We start from the raw sequence: 16,371 nt of genomic DNA on the forward strand, positions 1-16,371 counted from the left end.
TGTTTGGATTAGAATTGAATACATCGGAGGCGGCAGCATGAAAAAACCCCTCGGCATTGCCCTGGTCGTGACCCTCCTTTTCGCCCTATTGCTCTTCATCGCCATCGTTACCGTCAGCAGCAGCCTTTCCCTGTCCGGCAAACGCGTGACCGCCAACCAAAAGGCGGCGCTCGAAGCCCAGTACGCCGCCGAGTCCGGGCTCGCCCTGGCGACGACGCGGCTGAGCCTCGTCGGGAGCGAGGTGGCGGACTTCATCGCGAACGTCAGCGACTTCGAAATGCCCTCCGGAACGGACTGGGCCTCCCTGCGGACCTACCTCCAGAAGTTCTGCGGGGTCACGAGCGAGCCCGGCGACCCGGCCTTCGTGCCCACCGACAAGCCGGCCGTCGGAAGCGTGATCTGCACCGCCGACCCCGACCTGGTCGATTGGTCCGACCCGCGCGCGGCCCCCTACAGCATCTTTCTCGACGGCCACATTGACGCCTCCCGCTACCCCGGGGGCGCGGCGCCCGAGGACTACTGGCGCACGCGGCTGGGGCCGCAAACCCTCGAACGCACCCTGAAGAGCCGCGGCCGCCTCGTCACCGCCTACACCGTGACCTACGGCTTCGAATCCTGGCGCGCCGAGGTCCTGCCCAACGCGGCGGTGCGCCTGACCTTCCGCGCCCGGCCGACCGTGTCCAGCGGCTTCCTCGCCAAGGAGGGCACCGACGTCGCCCGGCACAAGATCGAACAGGCGTTCACCGGCGAGCTGCGCATCGACCTGCGCCCGCCCAGCTTCTCCCACTTCATGCTCTTCACCAACTACCAGCGCGCCGGCGCCGGCGCCGGCGCGGAACGCGTCTACTTCTACGACGGAACCCTCTTCGACGGACCGGTGCACACCAACGACAAGTTCAACTTCACCGGGCGGCCCTGGTTCGGCGACAGCGTGACCAGCGTCGGCTGCGAAGCCGAGAACGCCGACAAGGACGCCTGCCTGGACCGGCGCCCGGGGTACTACTACTGGGACGCGGGCGCCAAGCGCCACGTCAAGGTCACGCCCCCCATCGACCCCATCCCGCCGGCCTGGGCCGAGCCCGCCTTCGAGGGCGGACACGCCTGGGACAAGGACTACATCGCGCTCCCGAAGACGAGCGGCGACCAGTACCGCGCCGCCAAGCGCGGGGGCCTCTTCATCGAAGACGACGATTCCACCTCGTCCACCGGGGCGGTCAACGTCGAGGCCGTCACCCTGAGCACCGACGTGGTCGCCGGCGTGAAGTACCAGTTCGTCCAGGTTCACGGACGCCGCAACGTGGGCACCCGAACCGTGCCCGGGCGCTGCGTCGCCGATCCACCGCCGCCGCCCCCGCCCGGACCGCCCGGACCGCCACCTCCCCCGCCCCCACCGCCGCCGCCCCCGCCACCCGCGGGACCCAGCGTCGAACGTTGGGCGCCGCCCCTGCTCCAGGGCGCGCTGCACCTCGCGGCCCGGCTGGGCGCCCCCGGCCCCGGACGCGCGGCCGCCGCCTGGATCGCGGAGGGCCTCGCCGCGACGGTCCGCGCCCAGGCCGGGACCTGCCCGCCGGGGCAGCACTGGGTCGGCCCCACGACCGCGCCCGACATCCGGCGTTTCACCTACGCCTTCCGCATCGACGCGGCCGGCAACGTCGAGCGCAACGACGGCTCGGGCTGGTACAGCGTGGGAACCGGATTCAACGGGGTGATCTACGTGGGGCGGGACGTCCCCGGGGGCCGCACCTCCTCGTTCACCCTCCAGGGGGGCGGGGTGGCGCCGCCCACCAGCGACGTCCGCCCCTGGGAGACCCACCGGCCGCGATACAGCGTCGCCCGTCCCGGGCTCTGCCCGTACACCGTCACCGCCAACGACGGCGGCTACGACTGCATTCAACCCTCGATCGCCGACTTCATGCAGCTGACCGTCGTGGGCCGCAACATCGGCCTCAACCGCGACCTCGTCTACGAGGACCGCCCCTGCACCTCGGCCCCCGAGCGGCGGGCCGACGGGTCGGTGGCCCCGGCCGACTGCCCGAACACCGGGGCGCGGAACGTGCTGGGCGTCTACTCCGACCGGGGCGCGATCGTCATCAAGGGCAACGCCCCCTACAACCTGCACATCGACGGGGTGCTCATGTCCGCGAGTCGCAGCGTCTACTACCAGCGCTGGAACAGCGGGCCCCCCAAGGGCTACCTGCACCTGACCGGCGGGTTGATCCAGAACTGGTACGGGCGCTTCGGGAAACTCAAACCCGACCTGACGATCCGCAACGGCTACGGACGCAAGTTCACCTACGACCCGCGGATGCGCAACAACGGGCTCGTACCGCCCTTCTTCCCCACCTTCGACGGCGAGCTTCCCTGGGGCAGCACGGCCGAGTTCGCGGGCCCCGCCGGCGGGTCGGGTTCGGGCTTCTGGAAGCCGGTCGAAGGGCCATGATGCGCAGAAGGGGATTTTCGCTCGTCGAGCTCCTCATCGTGCTGGCCGTCCTCGGCGCGGTGCTGGCGGTGGGCTACGCCTCGCTGCGCCCCCTGACGCAACGCAGCCGGGTGGGCGAGGCGACGGCGGCGGTGGCCGCCTCGCTGCAGCGTGCCCGCAGCTTTGCCCAGCGCGCCAACCTGCCGGCGCGCTGGGAGCGCACCGGCGCGGCCAGCTACCGGCTGACCCTGGGCGCGAACGCGGTGGACGCCCGCCTGCCCGCAGGCCTGACCTTCGCCAACCCCCCGGTCGGCGGCCGGATCACCTACACCGCCCCCTACGGCGAGATCGACGCCGTCCCCCACCGCATCACGATCCGGGGGTACGGGTTCGAGGCCGACGTGCGCGTGGTCGGCGTCACCGGAAAGGTGATTCGCTCGAACGTGAGGAGGGCGCCATGAACAGGAACGGATTCTCGCTCGCCGAAGCCCTGGTGGCCACGGTCATCCTGGGGGTGCTGCTGGCGGCGGTGCTGGGGCCGATCGGCGGGCTCTTCAAGATGAGCAAGAGCAACCAGCAGACCCTGAACAACACCACGCTGGCCCAGCAGGTGGCCGAACGCGTCGTGAGCGCCTGGACGGACCCCGCGCGGTTCTCCGGCGGCTGCCTCGACCTCGCCGCCGAACCGCTCCCCGCGGGCGTGAGCGTAACCGTACAGGACCTGGACGCCCTGGCCGCGCCCACCTCCGCCCCCCGGGCCCTCGCCGCCTGCCCGGGGGGTGCGGCCTCGAGCGCGCCGCTGCGGCGCGTGCACATCGTGGCCGCCAGCGGCGGGCCCAAGGCCGAGGTGGTGCTCGACGTCGCCCGGCCGGCGTCCGGCGGAGGCGGACCGTGAGCGGCGCACGCCGGGGCTTCACCCTGCTCGAGGTGCTGATCGCCCTGGCGATCCTTGGGTTCCTGGGCCTCGTCTTCGTCCGCATCTTCTCCTCCACCTTCGACGCCACCGGGAACATCAGCGCCCGCAACGAGCTGCTGCACGAGGCCCAGATCGCCCAGCAGCTGATCGCCAGCAAGGTCAAGCTCGCCTGGTACGTCTACCCGGCGGGCACGACGATCAAGATCAACGGCGGCAAGACCACCGCGAACGCGCTCGCCGGCTCCAGCTCCTGGACGGTGGGCGGCGGCCCGGACCAGCCCTTCCTGGCCCTGGTGCTGCCGCCCAAGGACCCGGACGAGGACTGCGCCAGCGACCGCGACGGCTGCTACCGTTTCTACGCCTACTACGCCTTTCCGCGCAGCCACTACCTGGACGACGAGGTGATCGATCGCGACAGCGACCAGCGCCTAGACCCCGACCCGCGCAACGACGGCACCTGGGTCCTCATGGAGTTCCGCAGCACCCTGGCGGGCTTTGCCCCCAACACCGGCGCCAACCCGCCCTGCACCAACACCCCGGTCCCCAACGGCGGCCTCTCCGGCAGCGGCCGGCTGCTGGTGGAGTACGTGCAACCCCAGGACGCCTCGCCGGGGTACACGATCTTCCGCGTCCTGCCCGACGGTTCGGTGGAGCTGCGCCTGCGCATGCTGAAAAAGACGGCGAAGCGAACGGTGCGGGTTCCACCACCGGACCGCCCGCCGCTCGCCCTCAAGGCCGTTCCGCGCAACTACCGCGTCGGCTGCACCGGGCCCTAGCGCCGGTTGCACAACCCCGAGGCGCACCCTAGAGTGGGGCAGGTACGCCATGGCCTTCGAGTTCCGCGTCCTCCACCAGCAGGGCAAGGCCCGCACGGGCCGGCTCACGACCCCGCACGGCGAGGTGGCCACGCCGCTCTTCATGCCCGTGGGCACCCAGGCCACGGTCAAGGGGCTTTCGAACCGCGAGCTCGTCGAGATCGGCAGCCAGATCGTGCTCGCCAACACCTACCACCTGCTGCTCAGGCCCGGTCCCGAGCGCGTCGCGCGGCTCGGGGGGCTGCACGGCTTCACCGGCTACACCGGCCCCTGGCTCACCGACTCCGGCGGCTTCCAGGTGATGAGCCTGGGGCACCGGCGGGTGATCAGCGAGGAGGGGGTGGCCTTCTCGAGCCACCTCAACGGCGACCGCATCCTGCTCACCCCGGAGCGCAGCATCGCCGTGCAGGAGCAGCTGGGGGCGGACATCGTCATGGCCTTCGACGAGTGCCCGCCCTACCCCTCGGAGCCCGACTACCTGAAGCGCTCGCTCGAGCGCACCCTGCGCTGGCTCGAGCGCTCGCTGGCGGCCAAGACGCGCCCCGATCAGGCCCTCTTCGGCATCACCCAGGGCGGCGTCGAGCCCGACCTGCGGCGGACGAGCACGCTGGAGACGATCCGCTTCGACCTCCCCGGCTACGCCATCGGCGGCCTGGCCGTGGGCGAACCCAAGGAGAAGATGGTGCCGGTGGTGGACCTTTCCACCGACCTGCTGCCCGAGGACCGGCCCCGCTACCTGATGGGCGTGGGCCACCCCGAGGACCTGGTGGCGGGGGTGGCCCTGGGCGTGGACCTGTTCGACTGCGTCTACCCGACCCGCACCGGCCGCTTCGGTTACGCCCTGGTGGACGGGGGCCGGCTCAACCTGGGCTCGGCCCGCCACAAGGACGACCCCGCCCCCATCGACGAAGCCTGCGACTGCTACGCCTGCCAGAACCACTCGCGCGCCTACCTGACCCACCTGGTGCGCACCGAGGAGCTGCTGGGGCTGCGGCTGCTCTCGCTGCACAACCTGCGCTACCTGCACCGGCTGATGGAACGGGCGCGTGCGGCCGTCGAGGCCGGCAGCTACGGCGCCTTCGCCCGCGCCTTCGCCGAACGCCGCTGGCCCGAAGGCGCGCCCGGCTGGTTCGAAGACGCGATGGCGCGCGCCGGGGTGTGGTAGACTGGACTCCCGGTATGGGATCGCCCCAGGGCCGGACGCACGCACAGCCACGCGCCCTTTGGGGCGTGTTTTTTTGATCCCTGCCGGGAGGAACGGGTATGGAACGACACGCACCGAACAAGTGGATCCTGGGTCTGCAGCACACCGTCGCGATGTTCGGGGCCACCGTGCTGGTGCCCCTGCTCACCGGCCTCGACCCCTCGGTGGCGCTGGTGAGCGCAGGCGCGGGAACGCTCCTCTTCCACCTCATCACCGGCGGCCGGGTGCCGGTCTTCCTGGGGTCGAGCTTCGCCTTCATCGCCCCCATGGTGGCGGCCAGTAAGGCGGGGTTTTCGATCGCCGCCATCGGCGGGGGCATCGCCGCCGCCGGCCTGGTCTACGCGCTGATGGCGCTCGTCGTCACGGCCATCGGCTCCGAGCGCGTGCGCCGGGTCTTCCCCCCGGTCGTCACCGGACCGGTCATCGTCGTCATCGGTCTTACGCTGGCGCCCGTGGCCATCGACATGGCCACCAAGGGCTGGCTGCTCGCCATCGTCACCCTCGCGGCCGCCATCGTCGCCGCGGTCTTCTTCCACGGGCTGTTCAAGATGCTGCCCATCCTGGTGGGCGTGGGCGTGGGCTACGTCGTCGCCCTCTTCACCGGCGCGGTCGACCTCACTCCGGTGCGCGAGGCCGCCTGGGTGGGCCTGCCCGCCTTCACCTGGGCGCGCTTCGAGCTGGGCGCGGTCTTCCTCATCGCTCCGGTGGCCTTCGTGACCGTGATGGAGCACATCGGCGACATCCTCACCAACGGCCGGGTTGTGGGCCAGGACTTCTTCAAGAAACCGGGGCTGCACCGCACCCTTCTGGGCGACGGCGCGGCCACGGCGCTCGCCGGCCTGATCGGCGGCCCCGCCAACACCACCTACTCCGAGAACACGGGCGTCCTCGCGGTCACCAAGGTCTACGACCCGGCGATCCTGCGCATCGCCGCGGTCTTCGCCATCCTGCTCGGCTTCAGCCCCAAGCTGGCGGCGCTCCTGCAGACGCTGCCCGTTGGGGTGCTGGGCGGGATCTCGATCCTCCTCTTCGGAATGATCGCGAGCGTGGGCATCCGCACCCTTTCGGAGGCGCAGATCGACTTCACCCACTCGCGCAACATGATCGTGGTGGCGCTCATCCTGGTTCTGGGCCTGGGCGGAGCGGTGGCCGACCTGGGCACGATCACCGTCGCCGGGGCCGAGGTGCCGCTGCAGGCCAGCGGCATGGCGCTGGCGGCGCTGGTGGGCGTGATCGTGAACCTGCTGCTTCCCGTCGAAATCGACGAACCCGAAGCCTGATCGGGCCTTTACGCCGCTTTAAAACCCCGCGGTTAGAATGGGCTGCTTCGGCTTCCGACGTGCAGAAAGGAGCGGCATGGGGGGATTCAGCGACGTACTGGGCGCCCTGCTCGAAAGCCAGCTTTCGGGCGGGGCCGCGGAAAAATTGAAACGCGGGTTGCAGGGCGGCGGGCTCGAGCAGATGCTGGGCGAGGCCCTGGGCGGCGGTGGCGCAAGCGGCGCTCTGGGCCAGCTGCTGGGCGGTTCCGGGGGCGGGGGCGCGGCGGGGGTGCTGGGCCAGCTCTTGGGCGGTTCCGGCGGCCGCGCGAACACCGGCGGGCTCGAGGCCCTGGCCGGCCAGCTGCTCGGGGGCGGACGTCCGGCCCGGGCGCGCGACCTCGGCGGCGGCCTGATGGCCCTCCTGGGCGGCCTGGCGATGGCCGCCATGGCCCCGGACGGCCGGCGGCCGGCGCGTGCCCCCGTGGGGCTGCGCGCCCCCGAGACCTCCGAAGAGGAAGAGGAGCTCGAAAACGCGGCGCAGGTCGTGCTGATGGCGATGATCAACGCCGCCAAAGCCGACGGCCGCATCGACCCCGACGAGGCCCGGCGGATCGTGGGCCGGCTCGACGCGATGAACGCGGACCGCGAGGTGCGCGACTGGGTCTTCGAGCAGATGTCGGGCCCGCCCGATGCGGGCCCGGTGGTCGAGGCCGCGCGCGGCGACCCCGAGCTGGCCGCGCAGGTCTACGCGGCCACGCTGCTCGCGGTCGAGGTGGACACGGCCGCCGAGAACCGCTACCTGGAAGAACTGCAGCGGGCCCTGGACCTGCCCGCGGCGGTGGCCGCGCGCATCGAACGGGCGGTGCGCGCCTAGCTTCCTCCCGCGCATAAAGGGCGCGCCGCGGCGCGCCCTCTTCGTCGCCTTCCCGCGCTCACTCGCCCGCGGCCTGGCGCGCCAGCCGCAGGAAGTAGCGGGCCGAGGTGTCTTCGGGGTCGAGCTCCACGGCCCGCTCGTAGGCCCGCGCGGCCTCGGCGTAGCGCCCCTGCTCGTAGCGCACGCGGCCCAACCAGCGCCAGGCCTTGGCGTACTCGGGGTCGGCCTCCACCGCCCGGGCGAACCAGTGCTCGGCCTCCTCGAGCCGTCCCGCCTCGTAGGCGGCCACCCCCTTGAAGAAGGCGTCGGCGGCCGAGAGCCCTACCCCCGCGGCCTCCCGCGCGAGCTTGAGGAAGTGGCGGGCGTCCGCGGGGTTGCCCTCGAGGGCAATCACCTTCTCCCAGTGGGGGATCGCCCTCGCGGGCATGCCCGCGTCCATGTAGCTGCGGGCGAGCCAGCGGTGGGCCTCGGACCAGTCGGGGGCGAGCCCCGCGGCGGTCTCGAACTGCTGGATGGCCGTCGGGTAGTCGCCGGCCTCCCAGGCGGCGTAGCCCTGGTAGAAGGCCTTGACCGCCTCGGAGCCGTACTGGGCCATCTTCTCGGCCTGCTCGGCGAAGTAGGTGTTGCGGGGACTGGGGTTCACCTTCGCCGCCAGCCGCCAGTACTCGGCGGCGCGGATGCCGTCGCCCAGCTCCAGGTAGATCCGGCCCAGCCAGGCCAGGGCCTCCTCGCTCTCGGGCTCGAGGACCAACGCCTGCTCGAAGTAGTCCAGGGCCGCCTTCACGTCGCCCCGCTGGTAGGCCAGAAAGCCCAGCGCCCGCAGCGCCTCGGCGAGCGGAGCGGGGTTGGACTCCCCGGCGAGCACCAGGTAGCGTTTCCAGGCCTTCTCCGCCCGGATCCACCAGCCCGTGGTGGTGTAGATCTGCGCCAAGACCCGCCAGACCTCGGGCTCGTCGGGCTCCAGCTTCGCCGCCGCCTCGGCCTTGGCGATGGCCTGGGCCCAGAGCGGCTTGTCGGGAAACTGGGCCTCGTAGGTTTCCTGCGCCTGTTCGGCCAGGGCGCGGGCCTCGTTCAGCAACTGCACCGCTTCGGGGCTGAGGGCCAGCACCGGCAAGAACAAGAGCACCAGCCAGATCCCTGCGCGCATTCGCCTCGCCTCCTCTCCCCAGCCTAACCGCGGCGCATGAGACCCTGGCGAAAAGCGGGGCCGCGGCGGTATACTACGCCCAGTATGCGGGCCTACGGGTTCTTTTTTAGCTACTAGCGGAAGCTCCACCGGGCTTCCGCGGGGCGGCATGGGGCCGCCCCAAATTCTTGGGAGGCAGCATGTTGGAAGAAGCGTTGGCCGAAATACGCGCCGCGGCGAGCCTGGAAGCGCTGCAGGAGATCAAGGTGCGCTTCCTGGGCAAGAAGGGGCGGCTCACCCAGGCCTTCAAGGCGATGAAGGGGCTCGACCCCGAGGAGCGCAAGGCGCGGGGCCAGGAGCTGAACCGCGTCAAGCAGGCCATCGAGAAGGCGCTCGAAGAGCGCGAGGCCGAGATCAAGGCGGCCGAGCTGGCGGCCAAACTCGAGCGCGAGCGCGAGGACGTCAGCCTGCCGGGCCTGGCGCTGGCGCCGGGGGGGTTCCACGTCGCGACCCAGATTCTGGACGAGCTGGTCGACGTCTTCCGGCGCATGGGCTACCAGGCGGTGACGGGGCCGGAGGCGGAGGACGAGTTCCACAACTTCGACGCCCTCAACATCCCGCCCCACCACCCGGCGCGCGACATGTGGGACACCTTCTGGCTCGAGGACGGGCACCTGCTGCGCACCCACACCTCGCCGATGCAGGTGCGCTACATGGAGGCCCACACCCCGCCCTTCCAGATCGTCGTGCCCGGCAAGGTCTACCGTCACGAGGCCACCGACGCCACCCACGAGGCGATGTTCCACCAGCTCGAGGGGCTGGCGGTGGGCGAGGGCATCACCCTGGCCCACCTCAAGGGGGCGCTCCTCACGATGGCGCGGGCGCTCTACGGCGAAAACGCCAAGGTGCGGCTGCAGCCCAGCTTCTTCCCGTTCGTCGAGCCGGGGGTCGAGTTCCTGGTCTGGTGGACCGACCCGCGCACCGGCGAGGGCCGCTGGCTCGAAGTGGGCGGCGCCGGCATGGTCCACCCGGCGGTCTTCAAGGCCGCCGACGACGCCCGCGAAAAGGCGGGCCTGCCGCGCGTCTACGAGAACGTGACCGGCTTCGCCTTCGGCCTGGGCGTCGAGCGCATCGCCATGCTGCGCTACGGCATCCCCGACGTCCGCTACTTCTACTCGAACCGGCTGGCCTTTCTGCGCCAGTTCCCGCGTCCCTAGGAGGCCCTTGATGAACGTACCCTATTCCTGGTTGCGCGAGTTCCTGCCCGACCTTCCCGGGCCCGAGGCGGTGCGCGAGGTGCTCGACGCCCTGGGGCTGGCGGTGGAGGAGGTGCACCGCCTGCCCCCGCCGCCCGAAGGCGTCGTCTTCGGGCGGGTACTGAAGGCCGAGGAAGTCCCGGGCACCGAACTCAAGAAGCTCGAGGTCGACGTCGGTCGCGAGGTCGTCACCCTGGTCAGCGGCGCGCCGAACGCCCGCGCCGGCATCGGCCTGGCGGTGGCCCGCCCGGGGGCGGTGCTGCCCGACGGAACGGAGATTACCGCCCGCGAGATCCGCGGCGTGGCGAGCGAGGGCATGGCGCTCAGCCCGGCGGAGCTGGGCGTGGGCGAGTACGCCGGGGGGCTCTTGGAACTGCCGGCGGACGCGCTCGAGCCCGGCCGCGAACTGGCCGAGGTCTGGCCCGCGGAGGTCGTCTTCGAGCTGGAGCTGACCCCCAACCGCGCCGACGCCTTCAGCGTGCTGGGGGTGGCCCGCGACCTGGCGGCCAAGCTGGAGCTGGAGCTGGTCGAACCTTCCACCGAGATCGAGGAAAGCCCCGTCGCCCGCTTCGTCACCGTCGAGGTGGCCGACCCCGAGGGCTGCGACCGCTACCTGGCCCGCTACGCCGGCGGCCTGGAGATCGGCCCCAGCCCGCTCGAGGCCCAGCGCAAGCTGCTGGCCGTCGGCCTCCGGCCCATCAACAACGTCGTCGACGCCACCAACTACACCATGTGGGAGCTGGGAAGCCCGCTGCACGCCTTCGACCTGGAAGAGGTCAAGGAAGGCATCGTCGTCCGCCGCGCGAAGGCCGGCGAGAAGATCGTCACCCTCGACGGCGAGGAGCGCCGGCTCACACCGGAAGACCTGGTCATCGCCCGCAAGACCGGCAGCGGCACGGAGCCGGTGGCCGTCGCTGGCGTGATGGGCGCGGCCAACTCCGAGGTCACCGAGAAGACGCGCGAGGTGGTGCTGGAAGCGGCCCACTTCGACCCGGTGCGGGTGCGCCTGACCGCCCGCCGCCTGGGGCTTTCCACCGACTCCAGCTACCGCTTCGAGCGCGGCGTCGACCCCAACCTGCCCCCGCGGGCCGCGGCGCGCTTCTTGCACCTGTTGCAGCGCTGGACCGGCTGCGCCGTGGGCGACGTGGTGGTCGACGTCGGCGGCGACAAGCCGCGGCGCGGGGTGCCCTTCCGCCCCAGCTACGCCAACCGGCTGCTCGGCACCGCGTTCGATACGGAAAGCCAGCTGGCGGCGCTCGCGCGCCTGGGCTGCGAGGTCGCGGGCGGGGAGGAGCCCTATACGGTGCGGCCGCCCACCTGGCGGGTGGACCTGAACATCGAGGAGGACCTGGTGGAGGAGGTGGGCCGCATCCTCGGCTACGAGCACGTGCCCACCGAGCCGCTGGCGCTGATCCCCGCCCCCGACAACCTGAACGCCGAGGAGCCCTACCGGCGCGAGGAGGCCTTGCGGCGGGCGATGCGCGGCCTGGGCGGCTGGGAGGTCATCAACTACACCTGGCAGAGCCCCGCCTACCTGAGCCTCACCCGCGCCCCCGAGCCGCGCCGCTTCCTCAAGAACCCGATGGACCAAAGCAAGAACGCCCTGCGCACCGCGCTCTACCCGGGCTTGCTCGAGAACCTGGCGGCGAACCGCGAGGAGCGCCACCGCTTCTTCTTCGAGCTGGGCCACGTCTTCCTCGACGTCGAGGAGACCCGATTGGCGGCGGTGCTGGGCGGGCCGCTCGTCGAGGCCACCTGGCAGCCCGCCTACGGCGAAGGCTACCCGGCCGTCAAGGGGCTGCTCGAGGCGCTGGCCGCCCGCGCCGGGGCGCGGGTCGAGGTGCGGCCGCAGCCGCACCAGCCGCTGCACCCGGGGGTGAGCGGCACCGTTTTCTGGAACGACGAGCCGCGCGGCTTCATCGGCCGGCTCCACCCCGAGGTGGAGGAGGCGCTGGAGCTGGGCCCGGTTTACCTCTTCGAGCTGGTGCTCCCGCTCCCCGAGGCGGCGCGCGAGTTCCGCGACCTGCCCAAGTTCCCGCCCGCGCGGCGCGACCTGGCGGTGGTGGTGCCCGAGGACGTGCCCCACGTCGAGGTCCTCGACCTCGTCCGCCGCTTTGGCGGCCCCTACCTGGAGGCGGCCGAGCTCTTCGACGTCTACCGCGGCCGGCCGCTCGCCGAAGGGCAGAAGAGCCTGGCCTACCACCTGACCTTCCGCCACCCCGAGCGCACGCTCACCGACGCCGAGGTGGACGAGGAGATGGGCCGCATCGTCACGGCGGTCCTCGAAGCGGGGTACAAGATCCGCGAATAGCGCGACGGTTCCGGCCGCTGCGGCGGGGGCGGGCCCGGTGGCCCGCCCCCGCCTTCACCCGGAACCGCGCAAGCCCCGCTTCCACCGGTCATCGCCCACGCTATGCGCGCTGCGAGGTTCCGGACCTGTCCCGGGCTTGACCCGGGATCACGGGAACCTTGCGGTTCCCTGTCCGGAACGACGGGGAGTACTACTGCGCCTCACCTCTCCTTCCACGTCACCCCGGACAAGCCCGCGCAGCGGGCGAGATCCGGGGTCTGCACCGGACGTGCTTCGGAGCCTCGCGGGGCAGGCGACCTGCTCGTCCGGAACGACGGGGTGTGTTTTGCGTCCTCTACATTCCTCGTCACCCCGGACGAGCAGAGCGAGATCCGGGGTCTCGACGGTGCTGTTTACAAAACGTGCTCGGCTGCCCCGTGCGCGTATCGAAGTTCCAGGCCTGTCCCGGACTTGATCCGGGGCTTTTCCTGAACTCGATTCAGGGCCTGTCCCGAACTTGATTCGGGATCTCGGAGGCGCCGCGAACCGCACGAATACCGAGTCGTAGGAGCGTGGGGGGTTGAAACCGCCCTACCACCGACGCCGGCATCCGGTCGGGGTCGCCGCAGCTTCGCGCCCGCCCTTCGCCACGACGTTACCGGCGAACCCATGGGTCCGCCCTGCCGCAGCGCACCGGCACCCGCCCCCTTCCCACCCCCTTCATCCCCTCCCCTGTTACCCTTGAAGACGTGAAACGAAGCACCCCGACCGTGCGCGTGGGCTCCGTAGCCCTGGGGGGCGGCGAGCCCGTGCGCGTGCAGTCGATGACCAACACCGACACCGCCGACGCCGCGGCCACCGCGCGCCAGGTGGCCGAGCTGGCGCGCGCGGGCAGCGAGATCGTGCGCATCACCGTCAACGACGAGGCCGCGGCCCGGGCCGTGCCCGAGATCCGCATGCGCCTCGAGGACGAGGGGCTGGACGTGCCGCTGGTGGGCGACTTCCACTTCAACGGCCACCTGCTGCTCGCGCGCTTCCCGGAGATGGCCCGCACCCTCGACAAGTACCGCATCAACCCCGGCACCGTGGGCGCAAGAGCGGGGGCCGCCGGCAACTTCCGCACGATGGTGGAGGCGGCCCTCGAACACGGCAAGCCGGTGCGCATCGGCGGCAACTGGGGCAGCCTCGACCAGGCGCTGCTGGCCGAGATCATGGACGCCAACGCCCGCCGCCCCGAGCCGAAGACGGCCCACGAGGTGCTGCTGGAGACCCTGGTCGTCTCGGTGCTGCGCTCGGCCGAGCTGGCCGAGGAGATCGGGCTCGCGCGCGACCGCATCGTGCTCAGCGCCAAGGTCTCGGCCCCGGCCGACCTCTGGCTGGTCTACCGCGAGCTTGCGAAGAGCCCCTACGCCCTGCACCTGGGCCTCACCGAGGCGGGCATGGGCGACCGCGGGGTGGTCTTCAGCGCCGCGGCGGTGGCGCCGCTCTTGGCCGAGGGCATCGGCGACACCCTGCGGGTTTCGCTCACCCCGGTGCCGGGCGAGCCGCGCACGCGCGAGGTGGAGGTGGCCAAGGAGATCCTGCAGGCGGTGGGAGCGCGCCGCTTCGCCCCCTCGGTGAGCGCCTGTCCCGGATGCGGGCGCACTACCAGCACCTTCTTCCAGGAACTGGCGCAGGAGGTGAGCCGCTACCTGGCGCTCAAGATGGACGCCTGGCGCGCGCGCTACCCGGGCGTGGAGGAGCTGAAGGTGGCGGTAATGGGCTGCGTCGTCAACGGCCCCGGCGAGTCCAAGCACGCCGACGTGGGCATCAGCCTGCCCGGCTCGGGCGAGGCGCCCCGCGCTCCGGTCTACGTGGACGGCGAGCTCTACACCACCCTGAGCGGCGAGGGCATCCCCGAACAGTTCGTGCAGATCCTGGAGGAGTACGTCGAGCGGCGCTTCGGCGCCGGCGCTGGAGGCTAGGCCTTGGGCTTTGAACAGCCGGGCTTCCTGTTCGCGCTGGCGCTGCTCTTTGGGGTGCGCGAGCCGCTCCTGCGCCTGGTGGTGCTGCTGCTGGTGCTGGGAGCCGCCGGCCCCACGCTGCCGCTCGAGCACGAGCGCACCGTGGTGCTGATCGACCAAAGCCCTTCGGCCCCCGCCGAAGCCAGCCGCATCGCGGCCGAGCTCGCAGCCCCCGGCACCCGCTTCTGGGCCTTCGCCGAGCGCGCCGAGCCGCTGCCCGGGCCCGACGCCCGGCGCAACGACCTGGGCCGGCGCACACTGGTGCAGCCCGCCCTGGACGCGGTTCTCGCGCACGCGCCCGACCGCATCGTGCTGATCTCGGACGGCCTCTGGAGCGGCCGGGTCTACAGCCCCGTACCCGTCTACGCCCTGCACGTCGCCCCGCGGCCGAACGCCCGGATCGCGCGGCTGATCGCCCCGGCGGCACCCAGACTCGGGGAGACGGTGGAGGTGCGCGCCGTGATCGAGAGCACCGAGCCCACCACGGCGCGGCTGAGCTTTCAGGGCGGAGGAACGACGACCCGTTACGAACGCCGGCTGCCGGCGGGAACCAGCTCGGTGCCCTACCGCTTCGAACTGGAACGGCGCACCACCGTGCGCGTGCGGCTGGAGACGCCCATCGGCCGCGACCGCGCCGAGGTGACGCTCGACCCACTGGGCCCGGGGCGGGTGCTGGTGGTGGACGACCCGGCGGCGGCCGCCTACCTGGGGGCGGCGGGCTGGACGGTGACCGAGGGAACCCCCGCCGACCTGGCCGAGGTGCCCGAACTGCTGGTGATCGGCGGCCCCGCGGAGGCCTGGAACGTTGCGGACCGGGCGCGGCTCGAGCGCTACCTCCGCCAGGGCGGCGCGGCGTTGTGGACCGCGACCCCCAAGGGCCTCTTCTTCGGCGGCTGGCAGCGCACCCTGCTGGCCGAAAAGATCCCCCTGGAGCCCGAGCCCCAGGAGGGCGCGGCGCTCGTGCTGGTCCTGGACGTCTCGGGGTCGATGGGCCTTGGCGCGCCCAGCAAGCTGGCGCGCGCGGTCGAGGGGGCGCGCAAACTCGTGGACGCGGCCGGACCCGAAGACACCCTGGGCATCGTCACCTTCGCCTCGCGCAGCCGCTGGCTGCTCGCGCCCAAGGCCATGACCTACCGCGCGAAGCGCGAAGCGGAGACCCGCCTGGACGCGCTCGAGGCCCGCGGCGGCACCCAGCTCGCCACGGCCTACGCCGCCGCCGCCGAGGCGCTGGAGCCCCTCGACGCGCGCACCCGCTGGATCCTGGTCCTTTCGGACGGCCAGCTCGAGGACGATCCCCAGCGCACGCTGGCGCGGGCCCGCCAGGCGGCCGCCCGGGGGGTCAAGACCCTCACCCTGGCGCTGGGCGCCGACGCCGACCGTCCCTTCCTGGCGCGGCTGGCCCGCGAGGGCGGGGGGCGCTTCCTGGACCTGGCCGACCCCGCGGCGCTGCCGCAGGTGCTGGCGCTCCTGGGCGAGGAGGCCTTCAAGCCCCCCGTGGTCGAAGGCCGTTTCCGCCTCCAGCTGCGCGAACACCCCGTCACCCAGGGGCTGCGGGAGCTCGCCCCGGTCCCGGTGCTGCTGCCGGCGCGTGCGCCGGGATGGGCCCAGGTCGTCGTGCAGACGGCCGCAGGGCGGCCCCTGCTCACCCTGGGCGAGGTCGAGGGCGGCCGCGTCGCGGCGCTGGCCACCGACCTCGGGCGCAGCTGGAAGGACGACCCCGGGGCCGCGCGGCTGCTCGCGCAGCTGGCGCGCTGGCTCACCGCGACCCCCGCCCGTCCGCGCTACGACTGGTCCACCACGGACGCGGGGCCCGTCCTTTGGGTCTACGGACGTTTCGACCCGCTGCCGCTGGCCCAGTGGGCGGGGCGGGTGGAGCCGCTCGAGCCCACCGCCCCCTTCACCTTCCGCCTCCGGCTGCCCCGCGGCTTCTCGGGCAGCGTGCGCGTCACCAGCGGCGACCGCACCGTCTTCACCGTTTCCGCCCCCAAGCCCAGCGAGTGGCCCGCGGTCGACGGCGCCGAGCGCCTGCGCGAACTCGCCCGCGACTCGGGCGGCGCCTGGCTCACGGAGCCCGCCGAGCTGCCGGCGCCCGGGCGCAAACCGACGCCCGTCGGTTCCTACCTCTGGGCGCTGGCGCTGGCGCTCTTCCTGCTGCAGCGCTGGCGCGAACGCGCGGCCCACCCCAAGGGCGTGCCGGAGGTAGGCTAGG

Annotated in this window: 12 protein-coding genes; 11 read left to right on the plus strand and 1 reads right to left on the minus strand. The window is 72.2% G+C overall.

Annotated features, from left to right (window positions below; translation table 11 throughout):
- The first annotated feature begins 37 nt into the window (after positions 1–37).
- From OCEPR_RS07760 to OCEPR_RS07790, 7 genes are all read left to right on the plus strand, one after another.
- Complete coding sequence (locus OCEPR_RS07760) at positions 38–2,440, plus strand: DUF4900 domain-containing protein (protein ID WP_013458160.1); 2,403 nt, start codon at positions 38–40, stop codon at positions 2,438–2,440.
- A complete protein-coding gene (locus tag OCEPR_RS07765; protein ID WP_013458161.1) occupies positions 2,437–2,880 on the plus strand; it encodes a prepilin-type N-terminal cleavage/methylation domain-containing protein in 444 nt (147 codons plus the stop codon). Before OCEPR_RS07760 ends, OCEPR_RS07765 begins: the two co-directional genes overlap by 4 nt.
- Entirely contained in the window at positions 2,877–3,314 is a 438-nt protein-coding gene (locus OCEPR_RS07770) for a type IV pilus modification PilV family protein (RefSeq protein WP_013458162.1), read from the plus strand. The genes OCEPR_RS07765 and OCEPR_RS07770 overlap by 4 nt, the downstream gene beginning before the upstream one ends.
- Positions 3,311–4,111 (plus strand): PulJ/GspJ family protein, encoded by an 801-nt coding sequence (locus tag OCEPR_RS07775; RefSeq protein WP_013458163.1) that lies wholly within the window; start codon positions 3,311–3,313, stop codon positions 4,109–4,111. The genes OCEPR_RS07770 and OCEPR_RS07775 overlap by 4 nt, the downstream gene beginning before the upstream one ends.
- A 49-nt stretch (positions 4,112–4,160) precedes the next feature.
- The gene (gene tgt / locus OCEPR_RS07780) at positions 4,161–5,315 is read left to right on the plus strand and encodes a tRNA guanosine(34) transglycosylase Tgt (protein ID WP_013458164.1); all 1,155 of its coding nucleotides are present in this window, start codon (positions 4,161–4,163) and stop codon (positions 5,313–5,315) included.
- A 98-nt stretch (positions 5,316–5,413) separates the two neighbouring features.
- The gene (locus OCEPR_RS07785; RefSeq protein WP_013458165.1) at positions 5,414–6,634 is read left to right on the plus strand and encodes a uracil-xanthine permease family protein; all 1,221 of its coding nucleotides are present in this window, start codon (positions 5,414–5,416) and stop codon (positions 6,632–6,634) included.
- Between the two features lie 76 nt (positions 6,635–6,710).
- Entirely contained in the window at positions 6,711–7,487 is a 777-nt protein-coding gene (locus tag OCEPR_RS07790) for a DUF533 domain-containing protein (RefSeq protein WP_013458166.1), read from the plus strand.
- A 58-nt stretch (positions 7,488–7,545) separates the two neighbouring features.
- Here OCEPR_RS07790 and OCEPR_RS07795 read toward each other — a convergent pair whose 3' ends face one another.
- The gene (locus tag OCEPR_RS07795; RefSeq protein ID WP_013458167.1) at positions 7,546–8,634 is read right to left on the minus strand and encodes a tetratricopeptide repeat protein; all 1,089 of its coding nucleotides are present in this window, start codon (positions 8,632–8,634) and stop codon (positions 7,546–7,548) included.
- Positions 8,635–8,813: 179 nt separating this feature from the next.
- Between OCEPR_RS07795 and pheS the strand changes: the two genes are divergently transcribed.
- From pheS to OCEPR_RS07815, 4 genes are all read left to right on the plus strand, one after another.
- Complete coding sequence (pheS, locus tag OCEPR_RS07800) at positions 8,814–9,830, plus strand: phenylalanine--tRNA ligase subunit alpha (protein WP_013458168.1); 1,017 nt, start codon at positions 8,814–8,816, stop codon at positions 9,828–9,830.
- Positions 9,831–9,840: 10 nt separating this feature from the next.
- Entirely contained in the window at positions 9,841–12,180 is a 2,340-nt protein-coding gene (pheT, locus tag OCEPR_RS07805) for a phenylalanine--tRNA ligase subunit beta (RefSeq protein WP_013458169.1), read from the plus strand.
- A 728-nt stretch (positions 12,181–12,908) separates the two neighbouring features.
- Positions 12,909–14,123 (plus strand): flavodoxin-dependent (E)-4-hydroxy-3-methylbut-2-enyl-diphosphate synthase, encoded by a 1,215-nt coding sequence (gene ispG, locus OCEPR_RS07810; RefSeq protein WP_013458170.1) that lies wholly within the window; start codon positions 12,909–12,911, stop codon positions 14,121–14,123.
- A 3-nt stretch (positions 14,124–14,126) separates the two neighbouring features.
- Positions 14,127–16,370, plus strand: coding sequence for a VWA domain-containing protein (locus OCEPR_RS07815; protein ID WP_013458171.1), 2,244 nt, complete (start codon positions 14,127–14,129; stop codon positions 16,368–16,370).
- The last annotated feature ends 1 nt before the right edge of the window (position 16,371 follow it).

It is taken from the genome of Oceanithermus profundus DSM 14977 (assembly GCF_000183745.1).
GTDB classification, from domain to species: domain Bacteria; phylum Deinococcota; class Deinococci; order Deinococcales; family Marinithermaceae; genus Oceanithermus; species Oceanithermus profundus.